We start from the raw sequence: 17,980 nt of genomic DNA on the forward strand, positions 1-17,980 counted from the left end.
AAAAATAATTTGTTGGCTTTTTTTATGCCTTTAAATTGTCGTGGCAGTTGATCTTTATTGATCAATATACTTATTTTTTGAAATATTTGATTCAATGATATAACAAAATAATATTTCATTAAATGAATTTTGAATTTGACTTCAAGTCTTGTTTTTTATTAAAATCAATATAGAAGAAACAATTAAATCAAATAATGATTTTAATTAATGTGGTATAAAATTGCATTATTTATAAATCATGTTCTTGAGAAAACTTTTCATATCATTATTTTTCCTTCTTCAAATATCTTATTCGCTTTTCGGGCAAGGTTTTGAATATCCTTCGGGTTACACTTATTGCAAGCCTGTGTCGGATTTGACCGTCAAATGCTTGATTACTGAAGGGCAAAATGGAAGTTTCACCGTCAGTCCTTCTGGTCAAGGGGTAACAGTGAATTCTGTGACGGGAGACCTTACCATACATCCCAACGCAGTGATTCAAGATTATACAGTTTCTTACACATACCAAAAAACGACCGGAGAAGAAAGCATCCCTTTTGACGGCTTTGATTTGACGATTACAAATGGCGATATGTGTTCGGGCTTTGGAAGCCAAGCGGATGAGATATACATTTCGAATTTCGGGAGTAGCACATCAGCGAATAATGCGGTTTTCAAAGCTGATATTATTAATGGTAAAGCGCAACTTCAAAAGTTTATCGACTATCCAATATCTGTTGAGAATTCCACAAGGCCGGAGACGCGCGAGTACGATCAAGGGCAAATAGCTTTAGGCCCGATCTCTTCAAATGTAAGAGACCGACTTTATTTTTTGAATGAACAAGATCGAATGGGGTACATTGACCTAAGGAATAACAGGTTTTACGCCGTTGGAGAAACGGTACGGCCAGGTTTGCAGTTAGGCTTTGATATTGAAGGAAATTTGTACTTTGGAGCAACTTCTTATTTTTCCAGATCCATAGCCAGATTGGATAATTATAAAATCACTTCAACTGCTTATGATTTTGGCCGCTCCTTGAATACAGTGAGTTACGGCGCGCTTTATAATAATCAATGGATAACTTCATTTAACGAAGGAGATGTGACATTTGATCAAGATGGATTTATGTATGTGGCGAATGTGGTGAATAACAATCTCAGCCAGATTTATAAATTCAAATTCAATGACGCTACTAAAAATTATGAATCCAATGAACGGGTAGATGTATCTGGACAAGTGGTGGGCTTAGCTTCACCAAGCGATGGTTGCGTTTATTATTTGGCTAAGGGCGCTAGGGAGTTGAGGAAAGTCAATGGATTGAACAATTGCATTCAAACTGTCGTAGGTAGGCAAGTTGTCAGTGTAACGGAAAGAGTGGAAGGTGCGGAATTCTCATTTTCAAAGAGTTCATATTGCAATAGCGATGGAACAACGCAAAGAATTTTGGCTCCGAACAATGCTTGGGGTGTTATCACTTCGTCACCATCAGGATTAGTATGGGCGGATATATCTGAAGGAATCGTTGACTTGGAAGCGAGCAAGGATGCGACGTATTTGATTACGAATTCTGTAAATGCTTGCGGACAGAGTTTTGTGCACAGCGAGAATTTGGTGATTGATGGCAACCCTGTCTATGCGACATTGAATTTAATGCTTTGCGACAATGATACAGCAAAACTTCCGAATATGATTCAAGACTATGATCAAAAAGAGTTGTTGTATGATTTTTTACTTTACTATAATAGAAATGACGCGATAGCTGGGGGAAGTTCGGGTAGAGTGGACACGAGCAATATTAGGCCGGGAGCTTTGTATTATGTAAGAGGAGAAGATAAAGTGTCTGATTGTTTTACAGTATTGCCATCAGATGTTGTGTCATTGCCAGCGCCTGAGATTTTATCCATTACGAAGCATCCGGATCCAGTTTGCGAGGGGACAGGAGTCGATTTGAATACGGTAAGGTACACTTCCAATATTGTGGATCAAGATGAGTTGACGAAATATTTCTTTGAAGATCAAAGTTTGACGATACCTGTTCCCGATCCTACGAATGTCACTGTCACAGGGACGTACTGGATGATTTTAGAGGATAATTTGACTGGTTGCAGGTCTACAGCGCCTGCGGGAGTGAATGTGATTATCAATCCAATTGATCAGGCTACATTTAGTTATCCGGATTTTTGCGCTAATGAAGACGGACAACCATACCTTGATTCTGGAACTGTTCAGGGTGGTGATTTTTCGTTTAGATTGAATGGTTCAACAGGACCTTTTGTCACCCAGATTGGAATGACTACAATTGATAGGAATACGGGTATTATCATGGGAGCAGTTCAAAATATAGATTATCAAATTAGATATTCGACGGCATCAAACCCAGTATCGGTATGTCCTAATGAACATCTGGAGGTGTCAACAGCTTTGGAATACCCAACGTCCGACTTTAGTTATCCACTGGGATCATATTGCCAATCAGCTGAGAACCCAAGACCGACAATTTCAGGAACGACAGGAGGAGTTTTTTCTTACACCGCTCTTACAGGAGGAATGTTAGTAATAGATCCAAGGTCGGGTGAGGTGAATCTGACAGCTTCTGATTTAGGTAAGTATACTATTGAGTATAATGTTTCTATAGGGAATTGCAATTCTAAATCTCAAGTGGATTTAGAGATTATAGAATCTCCTAAAGTGAAATTCGAATACAGTTCTTCATCATATTGTCAAGGTAGAATAATTAATACTGTTAGCCCAAGATTTTTGGAAGGAGGAAGCGCTGGTCTATTTACCTCCACACCAGCAGGGCTTGACATTGAGGAGTCTTCAGGGATCATTACTTTGAAAACCAGTTTGGCAGGAAATTATGTTGTGACAAACACGATTCCTGAGCAATCAGGTTGTCCAGAAGCCTCATATAGTTTTCAGTTGTCAATATTGCAATCCCCGGAAATCACACTTCAAGACATTATAAATTATTGTCCTTATGATGGAGGAATAGATTTAGCGGATCCAAGTTACTATACAGGTGATTTGAGCGAGGTAACAAGGCGTTATTTTAACAATAGCCACGAGATTTTTCCAGATCCTGAAGGAAAAGTAATCGTCAATGCGGGCATGTACATTGTCGATGCGTTAGGTAAAAATGGATGTGCCACAGTTTTGGCAACTAGAGTTATTCAATTGGCGGAACCAACAATTACGATCAGAAGCTTGCCGGAACCGAAATGCCTTCCAGAGTCGTTTGACTTGACATCTTTGGATATTCAAATTGATTTTGATACCATGATAGGAGGTGTGGTTGATTATTTTGAGAGTCAATCTGACGCGGTTATGAACATTAATCCAGTCCCTGATCCGACAGATGTGCTAGGGACTTTGACAGGGAAATATTATTATATAAGAGCGGACAATACTAATGGTTGTTTCAATATTGACAGTGTGCGTTTATTCTCTGTTCCAAGGGATGATGCAAGCTTTAGTTTTGACGATTATTGCGAATCCAAGCCTAATGGAGCTTATGCAATAGCTACTCCTGGAGGGCTGTTTAGCTTTGCGAACTCCAGACTGTTGACGCTTGGAATCTCAGGGCCTACGATAGATCAAGTGACTGGGGAAATAACAGGAGGAGTGGGAGGGGATACTTATATGGTTAAATATTTGACAAGAAACCTTCCTGAAGATCCCTCCAAAGGTGTCTGCCCTTCAAGCATGGTAGTTCCGGTGATGTGTCTGGAAAATCCATTATTAGTAATTAATAACCCCGATCCAGTTTGTGGAGGAGGGACTGTTGATTTATCTGATCCGAGTATTACGGCTGGCAGTTCGCCGAATATTGAATTGTCGTATTATTTCCTCTATAGTGACGCTGATAATAAAGTTAATCCATTGACGGAATCGGAATATAAAAATGCTCCGGTGGGGACATACTATATAAGAGCCGAGTTTATGGATGGCTGTTATTCAATCAAGCCAGTGGAAGTTAAATCTGTTGGAGAACCGATGATAAGTTTTGCGATTGAGGAGGATGAAACATGCTCAAACAAAGCTTACAAGCTTATTGGAGTTCATGCTGAAAATTATAGTTCGTTTGCTTGGACTGACGATGGAGATGGTGCTTTGAGTGATGAGAATACTTTGAGTCCAACCTATACGCCTGTAGCTTCAGATGCTGGAAATGTTGTCAACATTACTTTGACGCTTCAGCCATTGCAAGGTTGTCCTTCTCCAGTTTCAAAAACATTTAGATTGAATATTATTGGCGCTCCGGAATCTGATGCGGGAGTGACGCCTGTTGATGTCTGCAATACAAGCACTAGTATCGATCTTATCGGGGTGATTGCCAATGGGAATCCAATGTGGACAAGCAATGGAACTGGTTCATTTGACGACCCAACCTCTGCAACAACATCTTACAACTTTTCCAATGATGACTATGTTGCTAAGAGAGTGGAGCTGACTTTGACCGTTGAGTCGTCAAGCTTGAGATGTGAAGAGGCCAAAAGCGGTAAAGTAGTGATGTTGGTGGATTCATTGAATGCTAGATTTTCTTATCCAAGTTCTTCGTTTTGCACAGGAGCTCAAAATCCAACACCGACTGTTGTGGAGTCAGGTGGCGAATTTACAGCGAATAGTTCAGACTTGTCAATTAATGCTTCCACGGGAGAGATAGACTTGTCGGCTAGTTTGGCAGGCACTTATATTGTTACTTATTCATTGACATCAAGCACAGTCTGTCCAAATGCTTCAACGTCCTCCACAATAAATATTATACAGTCGCCTGATGCCAGCTTTTCATATGCGGAAGGTTCGTATTGCAGAAGTCATGAAAATATTTTGCCTTCAACAGGTACTATTGGAGTGTTGTCAGCTAGTCCATCAGGTTTGGTTTTCGTGGATGCTTCGACAGGTGAGATTGATTTAGTGAATTCTAGCCCGAATACTTATACAATAACAAATAGTCTTTCCTCAGGAGGATGCGTTGCTCCACCTGCTACATTTGATTTGACGGTAATTGACTTTCCTGCTTTGGTTATTAACGATCCGGATCCAATTTGCGCTGGAGAATATGTGGATTTGACATCTCCTGATATCACCAGAGGGACGCCGGATATATCGTCGTTGACATTTGCATATTATTTGAATGAAAGAGATGCATGGCTTGGAAGCAATATTGGCACCGTGCCGGATCCAACACAAGTGACGGGAGGAATCTATTATATTCGAGCGACGAATATAAATACTAATTGCTCAAATGTTAAGCCTGTTAATGTTATTGAAAACGAATTGCCGATGGCAGTGGTGGTGAATCCGGATCCAATTTGCGAACCGAACACGGTTGATTTATTTTTGAGTGTAATGACAACAGATGAAGTTCATTTTTATCCTACACTCAATGATGCGGAATCGGACACAAATATGATTCCTGATGCCGATGCCATGACGGTTAGTATTAGTGGAACATATTATGCCAGAGTGGAAAATTCATTTGGATGTTTTATTGTCAAGCCTGTGGTAGTGAGAATTGTAGCCAAGGAGGATCCTGGATTTAATTTCAATGATTTTTGCTTTGGAGAAGAAAACAAACCGACAGACATAGTAACGTTGGGAGGTACATTTAGCTTTGTTGGCACTGTCGCTGGAGGAGCTATGATAAATCCATCTACTGGGCAAATATCGAATGAGGAAGAAGGAGCGACTTATGTAGTTCAATATAGAACGAATGGAATGTGTCCTGATAGCAGCAAGGTGTCTGTAAAAGTGAAGAATTTGGATGACGCTGCTTTTACTTATGGAAGAAATTGTGATGGAGATCCTATTGTGCCTGCTTATGTGGTGTTGCCTGGAGGTGCTTTTTCAATTAACGATCCTACTGGAAGCGCGCAAATTAATTCTCAAACAGGGGAAGTCACCAATTACATTGTAGGGAATGTATTTTTCGTTTTTTATGAAACTGATGGGGCTCCAAGTTCGGAATGTCCAAATAGCTCTTCTGAAGAGGAGTTGGTTTTGGCTAAGTCGGATCCTAGTTTTTACTACCCGAGCTTTTGTGCTGACAAGCCTGTCCCAGCCATTGTGACAGGAGATGCTGGAGGAACATTTGAGTTTGTTGTAATGCCGGGGGATGGAGCGACGATTGATGAAACAACCGGTTTGATAAGCAATGCTAGGCCAGGAGAGACGTATACTGTCTCTTATACTTCTCCGCAACCATGCCCTGATAAGATGATAAATCAAGTAAGGGTTCTGCCGATAGGTGACTCGAGCTTTGATTTTCCAGATTTTTGCGCGGCAAGTGGAGGCATGCCATCCAAAGTGGCTACCCCGGGAGGTTTGTTTTCATTTGACTCTCCGCCTTCTGAAGGAGAAATTATTGATCCTGCGACCGGCTTTATTTCCAATGCTAAAGAAAATGTTATCTACAGAGTAAGGTATACATTGGAGGATGCTCCAACTTACTGCTACAGTTCTACGGTAGTATCAACAATGGCGGAGCCGGTATTCAAATCTTGTCCTGGGGACATAGTGATAAGCGATACGGACGCGGGTAAATGTTCTGCGAAAGTGTTCTGGACTCCACCTACACTATCTACAGCCTGCGCTGGGTTGAGAGTCACAAGCAATTATAGCCCGGGGGATGAATTTCCAGTAGGTGTGACTACAGTCAGGTATGTGGCAGGCATTGACCCTGCGAATCCTGTGGCGATTTGCGAATTTAATATTCTTGTAAGGGATAATACTCCCCCTGAAATTGAAAATTGCGGTGTGACGATGAGTTTTGAAGCGGATCCTGTTACCTTGACTTATCCAATTCCTGATGTTGCAAAGGCAACAGATAATTGTGGTTTACTAAGTGTGACGCAAAGTCCTGCTGCGGGAACTATTGTAGGTTTGGGAACTCATGTAGTTGAAGTTGAAGCTGAAGACATATATGGAAAGAAAGCAATGTGTGAAATATACATTCAGGTATTTGATCCTTCTGTGATTTGTCCGCCATCGGTTGATGTGGAACAATCTGGTGCAAATTGCCAAGCCCCGGTTCCTGATATTACTGGAGTCTTTATGCATGAAAACCCGTTGCTTATTGATGTTGAACAAACTCCAGCCGCTGGAGATCTTATTAGCGTAGGCAAAAGCCAAATTCATGTAACAGGAGTGAATCCTTCTGGTAATAGAGTTGGTTGTTTTGTGCCTTTAAATGTATATTCTGTTCCTGTAGCGATGTGCAAGCCTGCTGACGTTTATTTGGATGAAAATGGCAAAGGAGTATTGGATCCGTTATTGTTAAACAATGGTTCTTTTGATCCATGCTATGATCCTTCAGAATTAGTATTTTCTGTATCCAAATCTCGTTTTGAATGTAGTGACAGAGGCTCTGAGAATGTGTTGTTATTGGTGACAAATCCTTCTGGAAAGTCCACTTCTTGTAGCGGAACAGTCTCAGTATTGGATACGATATCTCCAATAGTGATTACAAAGAATGCAAAACTATATTTAGATGATAATGGCATGGTCTTGCTAGCGACTAGCCAGATTGATGATGGTTCTTTTGATAATTGCTCGGCGCAATTGAATTTGACATTGAGCAAGAATGATTTTGATTGCGATGATCTTGGTGCCAATAACGTTGAGTTGACTGCTATGGATGAATCAGGAAGTTCATCTTCAGGATCAGCTGTAGCTTATGTGTTTGACACTATCGCTCCAAAAATTACTTGTCCTCCTCCCGTTGAATTTAAAGTCGCCAATGATGAAATTTACCTCATAGATAGTTTGGTGAAATATCTCAAACCTGAAGATGTTCGTGAGAACTGTACATTGATAAGCCTTACGCAAATACCGGAGTACAATACTCCAATAAATCATGGAAATAACTTCGTGCGATTGGAAGGAATTGACCAGTCAAATAATGTTGGAAGTTGCCAAACATATATCAAGCTTAACCTTGATAGCATAGATTTCGAAACTCAAAAGACATATTATGTAGCGGAAGGTTCCTGCACGATTGTTTTGCCGGATATTGGTCAGGAAGTTGTGGATAGAAACCCTGGCTTGACCAATGTCAAGCAATATCCTAGTCCAGGAGAAGTGTTTGATATAGGTTCTCACCGAGTGATTTTGACAGGAATTGATAAAAATGGGCTTGAATTCGTTTTTGTCATAGATGTCATGGTAGTTGATCAAAATCCACCAGTTGCTAGGTGCAGGTCTAAAGTAGAGATTTACTTGAATGATAAGGAAGTCGCGATGCTTGCTCCCGCTCAAGTCGATAGTGGTTCATTTGACTTGTGTAGTAGTGTGAATGTGAGTTTGAGCAGGGATGAGTTTTATTGCAGAGATCTAGGAGATAATACGGTTGATTTATTTGTCGAGGACGCTTATGGCAATCAAAGTTATTGTACTTCAGATGTTTTTGTAGGTTTGCAAGGACGCGACACGCTTTTGATCACAGGTTGTCCAGTGGATACGATAACTGTGGATAATGACCTCGATCAATGCGGAGCAAACGTATATTGGACGGAGCCTGTCAAGACCGTAAGTTGCGTGGAGGTGACTTCAAATTATAAGTCCGGAGATTTCTTCCCTGTTGGCGTGACCAAAGTCGAGTATGACGCTAAAGCAGGTCCTTATATGAGGTCTTGTGTATTTTATGTTAAGGTAATAGATCAACAAGGCCCAGTGATTACCTGTCCAAATAATATCAAGTCATGCGAAAGCTTTGTAAATGTACCTAAGCCAACTATTGATGATAATTGCCCTGTTGTTGAAGTGAAGAACTCGTTTAATGGAACGGATGATGCTAGTGGATTTTACCCTGTTGGAGACACTACTTATGTCACTTGGACAGTCTTGGACAACCAAGGAAAAAAGGATGAATGCGTCATGACCGTCGCGGTAGCGCCGGAGGGTAAGATAAGTTTACCTGCTTCCGATACAGTTAGGCTTGGCGATGAAATTACATTGAGACCCCAAGCATCCGGAGTGAATCGGTTTGAATGGAGTCCATCGACGTATTTGAATGACCCGAATATTGAAAATCCAATTTGCAAACCTGACAATACGATTACTTATGATCTGAAGGCTTGGTGGGATGGATACTCAGAGTGCTCGGTTTATGGTAAAATTGAAATAGTAGTCGAGGAAGCTTTGGATATTCCGGATGTGTTTACCCCTGATGGAGATGGAGTCAATGACACCTTTGAAATTATTGGAGCGAAGAATTTTCCAAATGCGGTGTTGCAAATTTATAATAGATTTGGTGATAGAATATTTCATACAACAGATATACTCAATGATGAATGGGATGGTACAAGAAATGGATCCGACCTTCCTGTTGCGACATATTACTATGTGCTGGATTTGAATAATCAAGAAGGTCGTGTGATTAATGGCGTTGTGACTATCATCAGATAATATCTATTTGCCGGATTTGGGCGTCAGTAAAGCGAAAGATACTGACGCTATTGCCGCGCATAAGAACATGACTATGAATGGCGCTTGAATATTGGTTCCGAAAAGCGCTACAACTACGCCGGCTAAAGAACCTAAAGTAAAGCGTATGATTCCGAATAAGGAATTTGCCGATCCGCTAAAATTAGGAAAATAAGAAAGAAAACATGCGCTAACATTTCCATAGATGAAGCCAAGCGATCCGATAAAACAAATATTTAATACAAGGACAACATGAAGTTGCGGCGAGCTTGTCATTTGCGTGTAAAGAAGAAGAGCCAACCCTGCCAATGAGTTAATGATCAATCCGGACTTGACCATTGTGTGAGGAGAATGCTTTTTAACAATTCTGGCGCTTAATTTTGTAAGCAATATCATCACAAGCACATTTGCTCCAAAGAAATAAGGAAAAAGATCAGAGGAAACTCCGAAATAATCCATGTAGATGTAAGATGATTTGGTGATGAAAGTGAACATGCCTGCTGTGGCAAATGAACCGGCGAGTAGGTATCCCATGCCGTATTTGGATTTGAAAACTTGTTTGTAGTTATCGAGAATTTTATTCAAGCTGTTGGCTTGGTTGGTTGCCTGAAGGCTTTCTTTCAGAGTGAATTGAACGACTGTCATCAAAACAACCGCATACACGAGCATAAAGAAAATAATGGTTTTCCAGTCTCCAAACTTTAGTATGTAAGAACCGATCAGCGGAGCGACCATAGGAGCCAGCATGGTGATACTGGCGACGTTGGAAAGGATGCTGGCGCTTTCGCTTCCGTCGAAGTAATCCCTTACGATAGCGGAAGCGTTTACTACGACCAAACCTCCTCCAATAGCTTGAATTAATCTAAAAAAAATCAGCCACTCAATTTCTGGACTGAAGATAATGCCGATCGTGCTGATGCTTAAAATGCCTAGTCCTTGTATGATGGTTGGCTTTCTTCCAAAATTATCGGATAGAGGTCCTCCAACTAACTGTCCTATGCCAAAGCCTAAAAAGAAAATACTTATTGAGTACTCCGCCCATTCGATAGTGGAGCGGTAATGATCAGCTATGTCTGATAAAGCGGGAAGGTACAGGTCAATACATAACGGGCCAAATGCACTGATGGCGGCGAGCATGACTATAAACCTTTTAGAAGAAGAGGATTTTAGTGTGTAGTTCATATCCCCCTTCCAACGAATAAAGTGTCGTTAAATTGCCTTTCCGCTTAAGAATATTAACGGAAGGGCAATTTACAGCTGCTTTTGTTATTCTAGTGGAAACACGGCTTTAATATAAACTTCTTGCTTTACAGGGAGGAAGCTATCGAATTTAGCTTGTTTCGCAATTCGCCTTCTTTTATCAATCCGTCATTTTGGCTTTCCATTTTAGAGCCTTTGAAAATCAATAGGCTTGGTACCGCTTGAAGTTTGTAATATTTAAATATGTCAGGATGCTTGTCGACATCAAGGTGAATATATTCAAATTGAGTAAAATCCGTTGATAATTTGTCCAATATTGGCCTGTTTTTCTTGCAACTTCCACACCATGTCGCGTAAAAATTCACAACAGTCATCGGTTTGTTATCAAGTTTCTTAATAAATAGATTTACTTTGTCCATGTTTATCGAAGAGTTGTCTTCTTCAAGATTAACAGCGTACCCGTTAGCAATCCAATCAGTAATGCCTCCATCCACATTGATGACATTTTCGTATCCTGCTTGAGTTAATTTTCGGGCTGCCGTGGCGCTTCTGCCTCCAGAATGGCAATAAATGTAAACAGGCTCGTTTTTATCAATTGTGTTTTCAGCTTGGCTGATAAAGTCATTATCCTTGACATTAATATTTACCGCATATTCAATTTTTCCTCTTTTCAGTTCCTGGGGCGTGCGAACATCCAATAACTGAACTTTATTTGAGGCTAATATTTCATTTAATTGCTTGACATCAATGTCTTTGTGCTTTTTCTCTTGGCAGGAAGCTGTGAGATTGATAATGGCTAGCAATATCAATAAGATTTTTTTCATAGCAGTAATATTATTTTATCAAAATAAAGAGTATTTCGCAACAAAAGCAAAACTCTAGCGTAAATATGTTTAAAGTTACATATATATATATTATCATTTGTAAATTTATTTAATAAGTTTGTAATAACAAAATCATCGAGCACATGAGTGAGATAAAAATATTGACAAGAGAGAATTTTGAAGAAACGTTGAAATCTGAAGCGTCCTTGGTTATAGATTTTTGGGCGCCATGGTGCGGTCCCTGCCAGATGATGAGTCCAGTATTGGATGAAGCTTCTCAAGAGTTGGAAGGCAATGGATTGATTGCGAAGTTGAATGTTGATGACTACCCTGACATAGCGAGTATGTTCAAAATAAGAAGCATACCGACATTGGTTTATTTGAAAGGGGGGAAAGTAGTAGATCAAACAATAGGGCTTGTTGGCAAGGAAGAATTGCTTTCAAAACTTAAGAATTGATACTATAATTATTAATATTTTAATAAAAGAGAAAAACATGAATTAATAATTTTTTATATTTGCCGGCTAAGGTGTTGGAAGAAGCGGGATAATTAGTTTAAATCAAAGAAGGAAACCTATGATAAGCGAAATACAGTCAGAAAATTTGGAAAGAGCAGCGAATATGCTGAAGTCGATAGCGCATCCAATACGATTGTCAGTAGTTTGGCTTTTGAAAGAAGGCAATGAAATGACCGTAACGCAATTGCATGAAGAATTAGGAATCGATCAAGGATTGACTTCGCACTATTTGAGTAAAATGAAAGAGCAAGGCGTGTTGGGAAGCCGAAGAGAGGGTAAAAACAATATGTATTTTATAAAAAAGAAAGAGATTTTGAATGTGTTCAAGTGCATGAAAATCTAAAAATTCCAAGGCTTTGTTTTAAGCCTGTTTTTTTAATTCAACATATGTTAAAATGTGCATATATAGATATTTAAATAAATGAAAAAACCGAGAAATTTTATCTGGATAGCGGCTTTGGTTTTGTTGCCCATAATGGGCAAGGGGCAGAGTCTGGAGCTATCTCTGGAGGAAGCTATGAATATGGCTTGCAAACAGAATGCCACATTGAAGGTGAAGCAGGCAGAGTTTTGGGAAGCTCGTTCGAGAGCTAGGCAAAGCTTAGCGGCTTTTTTGCCTCAAGTGGAGGCGTCAGCCATGATGACGAGAACGAATGATCCTTTGAACGTCTTTGGCCAAAAACTGAAACAAGGGGTTGTAACGCAAAATGATTTCATTCCTGCTGACCTTAATAATCCGGATGGATTCAGCAATTTCAATACAAGGGTTGATATTCGACAGCCCATATTCAATCTGGATGGAATTATTGGCAGAGGCGCCGCTGAAGATGCCAGAGATGCCAAAAAGTGGGAGTTGGAGCGAACGAAGGAATATGTGTTGATGGAGGTCAAGAAGCAGTATTTTGCGATTTCTCTGGCTCAGCATAAGGTTGAAGTCCTTGAAGGCGCTTTGAAAACAGCTCAGGCGAACCTTCAGCTAGTGGAGGATCTAAAGGAACAAGGCTATGCGAAAGAGGCTGATCGTTTGGAAGTGAGTGTGTATGTGGCTGATTTGGAAGGCAAGTTATTGCAATCTGAAAGCGATTTGTTGACAGCGGAAGATTATCTGGTAGTATTGCTGAACGAACCCAAAGGCACTTCGATAAAAACAACGGAAAGCTTGGAGGACGTTCAGACACTATTTGAGGAATATGACCAACTTTCTGATCAAAGAGCGGATATCAAAGCGTTTTCATTGGGGCTTGATGCGTCGAAAAAGATGTACAAATCTTCAACATTCGCATTTGTGCCAAGAGTTAATGCCTTTGGTGCCTTGGAGCAAAATGGGAGACAGTTTTTTGGAGATAGCAAGAACAATTATTTTGTGGGATTGCAATTAAGCTGGACCTTGTTCAATGGCTTTAAGTCTTTGGGCAAAGCTCAGGAGGCGAAAGCAACTTGGTTGAAAACACAATATCAGTTTGATGAATACAAACGTCAAAATGAACTGGAGTTAAGCAAAGCTGTTCGGGAAGCGAAAGTGTATGAAAAACGAGTTCAGTTGGCTTCGCTGGCAAAAGAACAAGCCGAGGAAAGCTATAGAATGCGAAAAGACCGCTATGAAGAAGGTCTTGAAAAAACTACGGATTTGTTGCTGGCGCAATCATTATCAGCGCAAAAACAATTAGAATATCTTCATGCGCTGTATGGTTATAAAGTGCAGCTGTTTTATCTCGAATTCCAACAATAAAAGAATCAAATTCATGAAAATAAATACAATATTAATAGCCTTGAGCATTTCTGGATTGACTATGGCATGTGGTTCATCCAGTCAGGAAAAATCAGTTCAAAATATTCCTTCTGTGAAAGCAGAGGTGATAACATTATCTTCTGAATTAGTACCGGAACAAAGTAAATATTCTGCCAAAATAGAGAGCGGACAATCCATAAAGTTGAGCACAAAGCTTATGGGACGCATCGTTAAAATGAATGTTGACGAAGGCGAGCTTGTGAAAAAAGGGCAATTGCTGGCAGTTATAGACAGTGAAGATTTGAATGCAAAAAAATCTCAGGCTCATGCAGCAATGAAACAAGCAAAAGCAGCTTTTGAGAATGCTTCCAAAGATTATGAGCGCTTTCAAAAGCTTTATGAGAAAAAAAGCGCTTCTGAAAAAGAGCTCGAAGATATGAAAACGAGATGGCTTGCTTCCAAAGCTCAGCTAGAAGCGGCCGAACAAATGGAATCTGAGGTTAATCAATACCTTAAATATTCCAGACTTAAAGCTCCTTATGATGGAATTGTAGCTAAAAAGTTCATGGATGCTGGCGATTTGGCTTCTCCGGGCATGCCGATACTTGCAATTTCCAGCGATCAAAATTTCGAAGCTTTGGCCAAGGTCTCTGAAAAGGATTTATCAAAGTTTCAGCAAGGCAATAATGTGTATGTTGAGATTCCATCTGTGAAAAAAGTCATTGAAGGAAAGGTGAAGCATGTGAATTATTCCAATCAATATTCTGGGGCTCAATATCTGGTAACTGTTGACTTGAATGGCTCGGATAACAGTATTCTCAGATCAGGAATGCAAGCATATGTGATGATGAATGACAAAGCTTCGCAAAAGTTGATGATTCCTGAGTCCGCGATAGTGAGAAAGGGACAAATGGAAGGAGTATTCATTGTGAGTGAAAACAATAAGGCCCAATTGAGATGGTTGAGATTAGGACGAAAAAAAGGAGGCAAAGTAGAAGTGATTTCAGGTCTTAGGTCAGGCGAGAAAATCGTTGAAAGTCCATCGGTGAAAATCAAAGATGGAACTCCATTGTCATTTTAATTTTTGAAGAATCTAAAAGCATATGAGTATGAAATCAGGATTTGCTGGGAAGCTGGCTCAGGCTTTGATGAATTCGAAGCTGACGCCATTGTTGATGATAGCCATTTTGGCAATTGGAACTTATGCGAGTTTTTTAACGCCAAGAGAAGAAGAGCCTCAAATCGATGTGCCTATTGCTGACATATTGTTGATGTATCCGGGTGCTTCTCCCAAGGAGATAGAGTCGAGAGTCGTCGAGCCTTTGGAAAAATACCTAAGCAATGTGTCTGGAGTGGAATATGTCTATTCGAACATAATGCCGGAGCAGGCCATGTTGGTGGTGAGATTTTATGTAGGAGATAATGTGGAGTTGAGTTTTGTGAAAATGTACAACGAGCTCATGCGGAACATGGATAAGTTTCCCCAAGGCGTTAGTCTGCCATTGATTAAGCTAAGGACAATTGATGATGTTCCGATGATGAGCTTGACGCTTTGGAGTGACAATTATGATGACTTCATGCTTCGTCGCATGGCAGGTGAATTGGGTAGCGAAGTTAAAAAGATTCCAGAGGTTTCAACATTGAACATTATAGGTGGAAGGACTCGTCAACTGAAGGTGATTCTTGATAGAGAGTCATTGGCTGGATATCATGTTGATCCGATGATGGTGATGCAAGCTGTGCAGGGAGCCAACAATGAGATGAGCTCTGGCAAGTTCAATAAAAATGATCGGGAGTTTTTAGTTCAAACCGGTAATTTTATACAGTCAAAAGAAGATCTGGAAAAATTAGTTGTGGGCGTCAATGGTTCTACACCTGTTTATCTGGGGCAAGTGGCTAATATCCAGGACGGACCTCAGGTGCCTGCCAACTATGTGCAATATGGGCATGGAGGAGCAAAAGCTTCGTCTGAGTACTATGGAAATCATCAGGCAGTAACGCTTTCCATAGCTAAAAGACAAGGAGCCGATGCGATGAAAATCGCTGATAAGATCATTGAGAAAGTAGATCGCCTTTCACCTGAATTGTTGCCAAGTGATGTGCATGTTGAAGTGACTAGAAATTATGGAGAAACAGCTTCGCATAAGGTTTCGGAATTGCTTCTGCACTTAATTGGATCTATCATAGCAGTGACGATCATAGTAGCTTTTGCTATGGGGTGGCGTGGAGGATTGGTGGTGTTCCTTTCTGTGCCGGTAACCTTTGCCTTGACATTATTGACTTATTATTTGTTGGGTTACACACTTAATAGGATCACATTATTTGCTTTGGTGTTTGTGACAGGGATAGTGGTGGATGATTCTATTATTATCGCTGAGAATATGCACAGGCATTTTAAAATGAAGAAATTGCCCAAGTGGCAGGCGGCAATCGCTTCGATCAATGAAGTTGGGAATCCTACGATATTGGCGACCTTTACTGTGATTGCTTCTGTGCTTCCGATGGTATTTGTATCTGGGCTTATGGGACCTTATATGAGTCCAATGCCGATTGGAGCCTCATTCGCGATGCTGTTCTCTTTATTGGTAGCATTGATGGTAACGCCTTATTTAGCATACAGATTGATCAAATTCGAAGATGATCAAAAAGAGAATGGTTTTGTTCTTGAAGATTCAATGATCTATAAATTTTATTACAAAGTAATGAATCCAATGGTTGAAAGCCCAGCCAAGCGATGGGGATTCATTGGATTTACAACTTTGCTATTGTTGGGGTCTATGTCTTTGTTTTATTTCAAAATGGTAACTGTGAAAATGCTTCCTTTTGATAATAAAAATGAATTTCAGGTAATTATTGATATGCCGGAAGGAACGACTTTGGAAAGAACAAACGCAGCGACAAATGCCATAACAGAATACTTGCAAACAGAAAAAATGGTGGCTGATTACCAAACATACGTTGGCACTGCGGCACCAATTAATTTTAACGGTTTGGTAAGGCATTACGACTTTCGTGGCGGATCAAATGTAGCTGATATTCAAGTCAACCTAATTGACAAAAGCCTTAGAAGCGAGCAAAGTCATGATGTCGCGAAATTAATGAGACCGAAGATTCAAGAAATAGGCAAGAAGTTCGGAGCCAATGTGAAAGTGGTGGAAGTTCCTCCGGGTCCTCCGGTTGTTTCTACTTTAGTGGCGGAGATTTATGGACCGGATGAAAAAGAGCAGATTAATATTGCCAAGCAAGTCAAAGAGATTTTGGAGACTACCGATGGCATTGTCGATGTGGATTGGATGGTAGAAGATGATCAGAAGAAATACAAGTTTGTCGTTGACAAGCAAAAAGCCGCTGAAAAAGGAATTAATACTGCACAGGTGGTTCAGACGATGAACCTGGCTTTGAATGGAATGAATGCGGGACGAATCTACGAAGAGCAGGAGAAAGAAGGCGTGAATATTTTCCTTCAGCTTAAAGAAACAGATCGTTCAGATGTGGAGGATTTGGGTAGATTGAAATTGATGTCTTCCCAAGGGCAGATGGTTCCTGTATCTGATATTGCTAAAATAGAAGAACAGATTCAGCATAAAAGCATTTACCGAAAAAATCAAAAAAGAGTGGTGTATGTGATGGCTGATGTCGCTGGAGCGAAAGAAAGTCCTGTATATGCGATCATGGATATCAAAAGCCGTATCGCTGACATTAAGCTAAAGGATGGTTATACCTTGGAAGAACATTTTACTGGACAGCCGGAATATGAAGATCAGTTTGGCTTGGCTTGGGATGGAGAATGGTTTATCACTTATGAAGTTTTTAGGGACTTAGGAACCGCTTTTGCTGTGGTGTTGGTGATCATATATATGTTGATTATCGGATGGTTCCAAGATTTTAAAGTGCCGTTGGTGATGATGGTTGCTATTCCGCTTTCGATGGTTGGAATATTGATTGGACATTGGCTGATGGGAGCATTCTTTACAGCAACCTCGATGATCGGTATGATTGCGTTGGCAGGGATTATGGTAAGGAACTCAGTTTTATTGATTGACTTTATTAACCTGAGACTTGAAGAAGGTGCGAACTTAAAACAAGCGGTTATAGAAGCTGGAGCTGTGCGTACTACGCCGATTTTATTGACGGCGGGTACAGTGGTGATTGGAGCTTTTGTGATATTGTTTGACCCGATTTTTCAAGGCTTGGCAATTTCTCTAATGGGAGGTTCCATTGCGTCTACAGTGCTTACTTTGTTGATCGTGCCATTGGTATATTATATGACTGAGAAGTCGAAAAGAAAATAATTTTTTGAAAC

Annotated in this window: 8 protein-coding genes; 6 read left to right on the forward strand and 2 right to left on the reverse strand. The window is 40.3% G+C overall.

Annotated features, from left to right (window positions below):
- The first annotated feature begins 244 nt into the window (after nt 1-244).
- Complete coding sequence (locus tag AABK36_RS06415) at nt 245-9,388, forward strand: HYR domain-containing protein (RefSeq protein WP_309941404.1); 9,144 nt, start codon at nt 245-247, stop codon at nt 9,386-9,388.
- A gap of 3 nt (nt 9,389-9,391) precedes the next feature.
- Here the strand turns inward: AABK36_RS06415 and AABK36_RS06420 are convergent, their stop codons facing one another.
- Nucleotides 9,392-10,588, reverse strand: a complete 1,197-nt coding sequence (locus AABK36_RS06420; protein ID WP_309941406.1) for a multidrug effflux MFS transporter — start codon at nt 10,586-10,588, stop codon at nt 9,392-9,394.
- Between the two features lie 125 nt (nt 10,589-10,713).
- Nucleotides 10,714-11,430 carry a rhodanese-like domain-containing protein gene (locus tag AABK36_RS06425; protein ID WP_309941408.1) on the reverse strand — a complete coding sequence of 239 codons (717 nt, stop codon included), beginning with the start codon at nt 11,428-11,430 and terminating at the stop codon, nt 10,714-10,716.
- Between the two features lie 143 nt (nt 11,431-11,573).
- On the opposite strand from AABK36_RS06425, the gene trxA reads away from it, so the two are divergent.
- The 5 genes from trxA to AABK36_RS06450 all read left to right on the forward strand — a co-directional run bounded on the left by trxA (nt 11,574) and on the right by AABK36_RS06450 (nt 17,969).
- Nucleotides 11,574-11,888 (forward strand): thioredoxin, encoded by a 315-nt coding sequence (gene trxA, locus AABK36_RS06430; RefSeq protein ID WP_309941411.1) that lies wholly within the window; start codon nt 11,574-11,576, stop codon nt 11,886-11,888.
- Nucleotides 11,889-12,006: 118 nt separating this feature from the next.
- Complete coding sequence (locus AABK36_RS06435) at nt 12,007-12,291, forward strand: ArsR/SmtB family transcription factor (protein WP_309941413.1); 285 nt, start codon at nt 12,007-12,009, stop codon at nt 12,289-12,291.
- Nucleotides 12,292-12,369: 78 nt separating this feature from the next.
- Entirely contained in the window at nt 12,370-13,677 is a 1,308-nt protein-coding gene (locus tag AABK36_RS06440; protein ID WP_309941414.1) for a TolC family protein, read from the forward strand.
- A 13-nt stretch (nt 13,678-13,690) separates the two neighbouring features.
- The gene (locus AABK36_RS06445) at nt 13,691-14,758 is read left to right on the forward strand and encodes an efflux RND transporter periplasmic adaptor subunit (protein ID WP_309941416.1); all 1,068 of its coding nucleotides are present in this window, start codon (nt 13,691-13,693) and stop codon (nt 14,756-14,758) included.
- A 28-nt stretch (nt 14,759-14,786) separates the two neighbouring features.
- Nucleotides 14,787-17,969, forward strand: a complete 3,183-nt coding sequence (locus tag AABK36_RS06450) for an efflux RND transporter permease subunit (protein ID WP_309941418.1) — start codon at nt 14,787-14,789, stop codon at nt 17,967-17,969.
- Nucleotides 17,970-17,980: the final 11 nt, after the last annotated feature.

The organism is Aureibacter tunicatorum, from assembly GCF_036492635.1.
GTDB lineage: Bacteria > Bacteroidota > Bacteroidia > Cytophagales > Cyclobacteriaceae > Aureibacter > Aureibacter tunicatorum.

Excerpts from the sequence above, each read along its gene's own strand:
- AABK36_RS06440 (WP_309941414.1), top strand. The coding sequence starts at position 12,370 with ATGAAAAAACCGAGAAATTTTATCTGGATAGCGGCTTTGGTTTTGTTG.
- AABK36_RS06420 (WP_309941406.1), bottom strand. The coding sequence starts at position 10,588 with ATGAACTACACACTAAAATCCTCTTCTTCTAAAAGGTTTATAGTCATG.
- trxA (WP_309941411.1), top strand. The coding sequence starts at position 11,574 with ATGAGTGAGATAAAAATATTGACAAGAGAGAATTTTGAAGAAACGTTG.
- AABK36_RS06425 (WP_309941408.1), bottom strand. The coding sequence starts at position 11,430 with ATGAAAAAAATCTTATTGATATTGCTAGCCATTATCAATCTCACAGCT.
- AABK36_RS06435 (WP_309941413.1), top strand. The coding sequence starts at position 12,007 with ATGATAAGCGAAATACAGTCAGAAAATTTGGAAAGAGCAGCGAATATG.
- AABK36_RS06445 (WP_309941416.1), top strand. The coding sequence starts at position 13,691 with ATGAAAATAAATACAATATTAATAGCCTTGAGCATTTCTGGATTGACT.
- AABK36_RS06450 (WP_309941418.1), top strand. The coding sequence starts at position 14,787 with ATGAAATCAGGATTTGCTGGGAAGCTGGCTCAGGCTTTGATGAATTCG.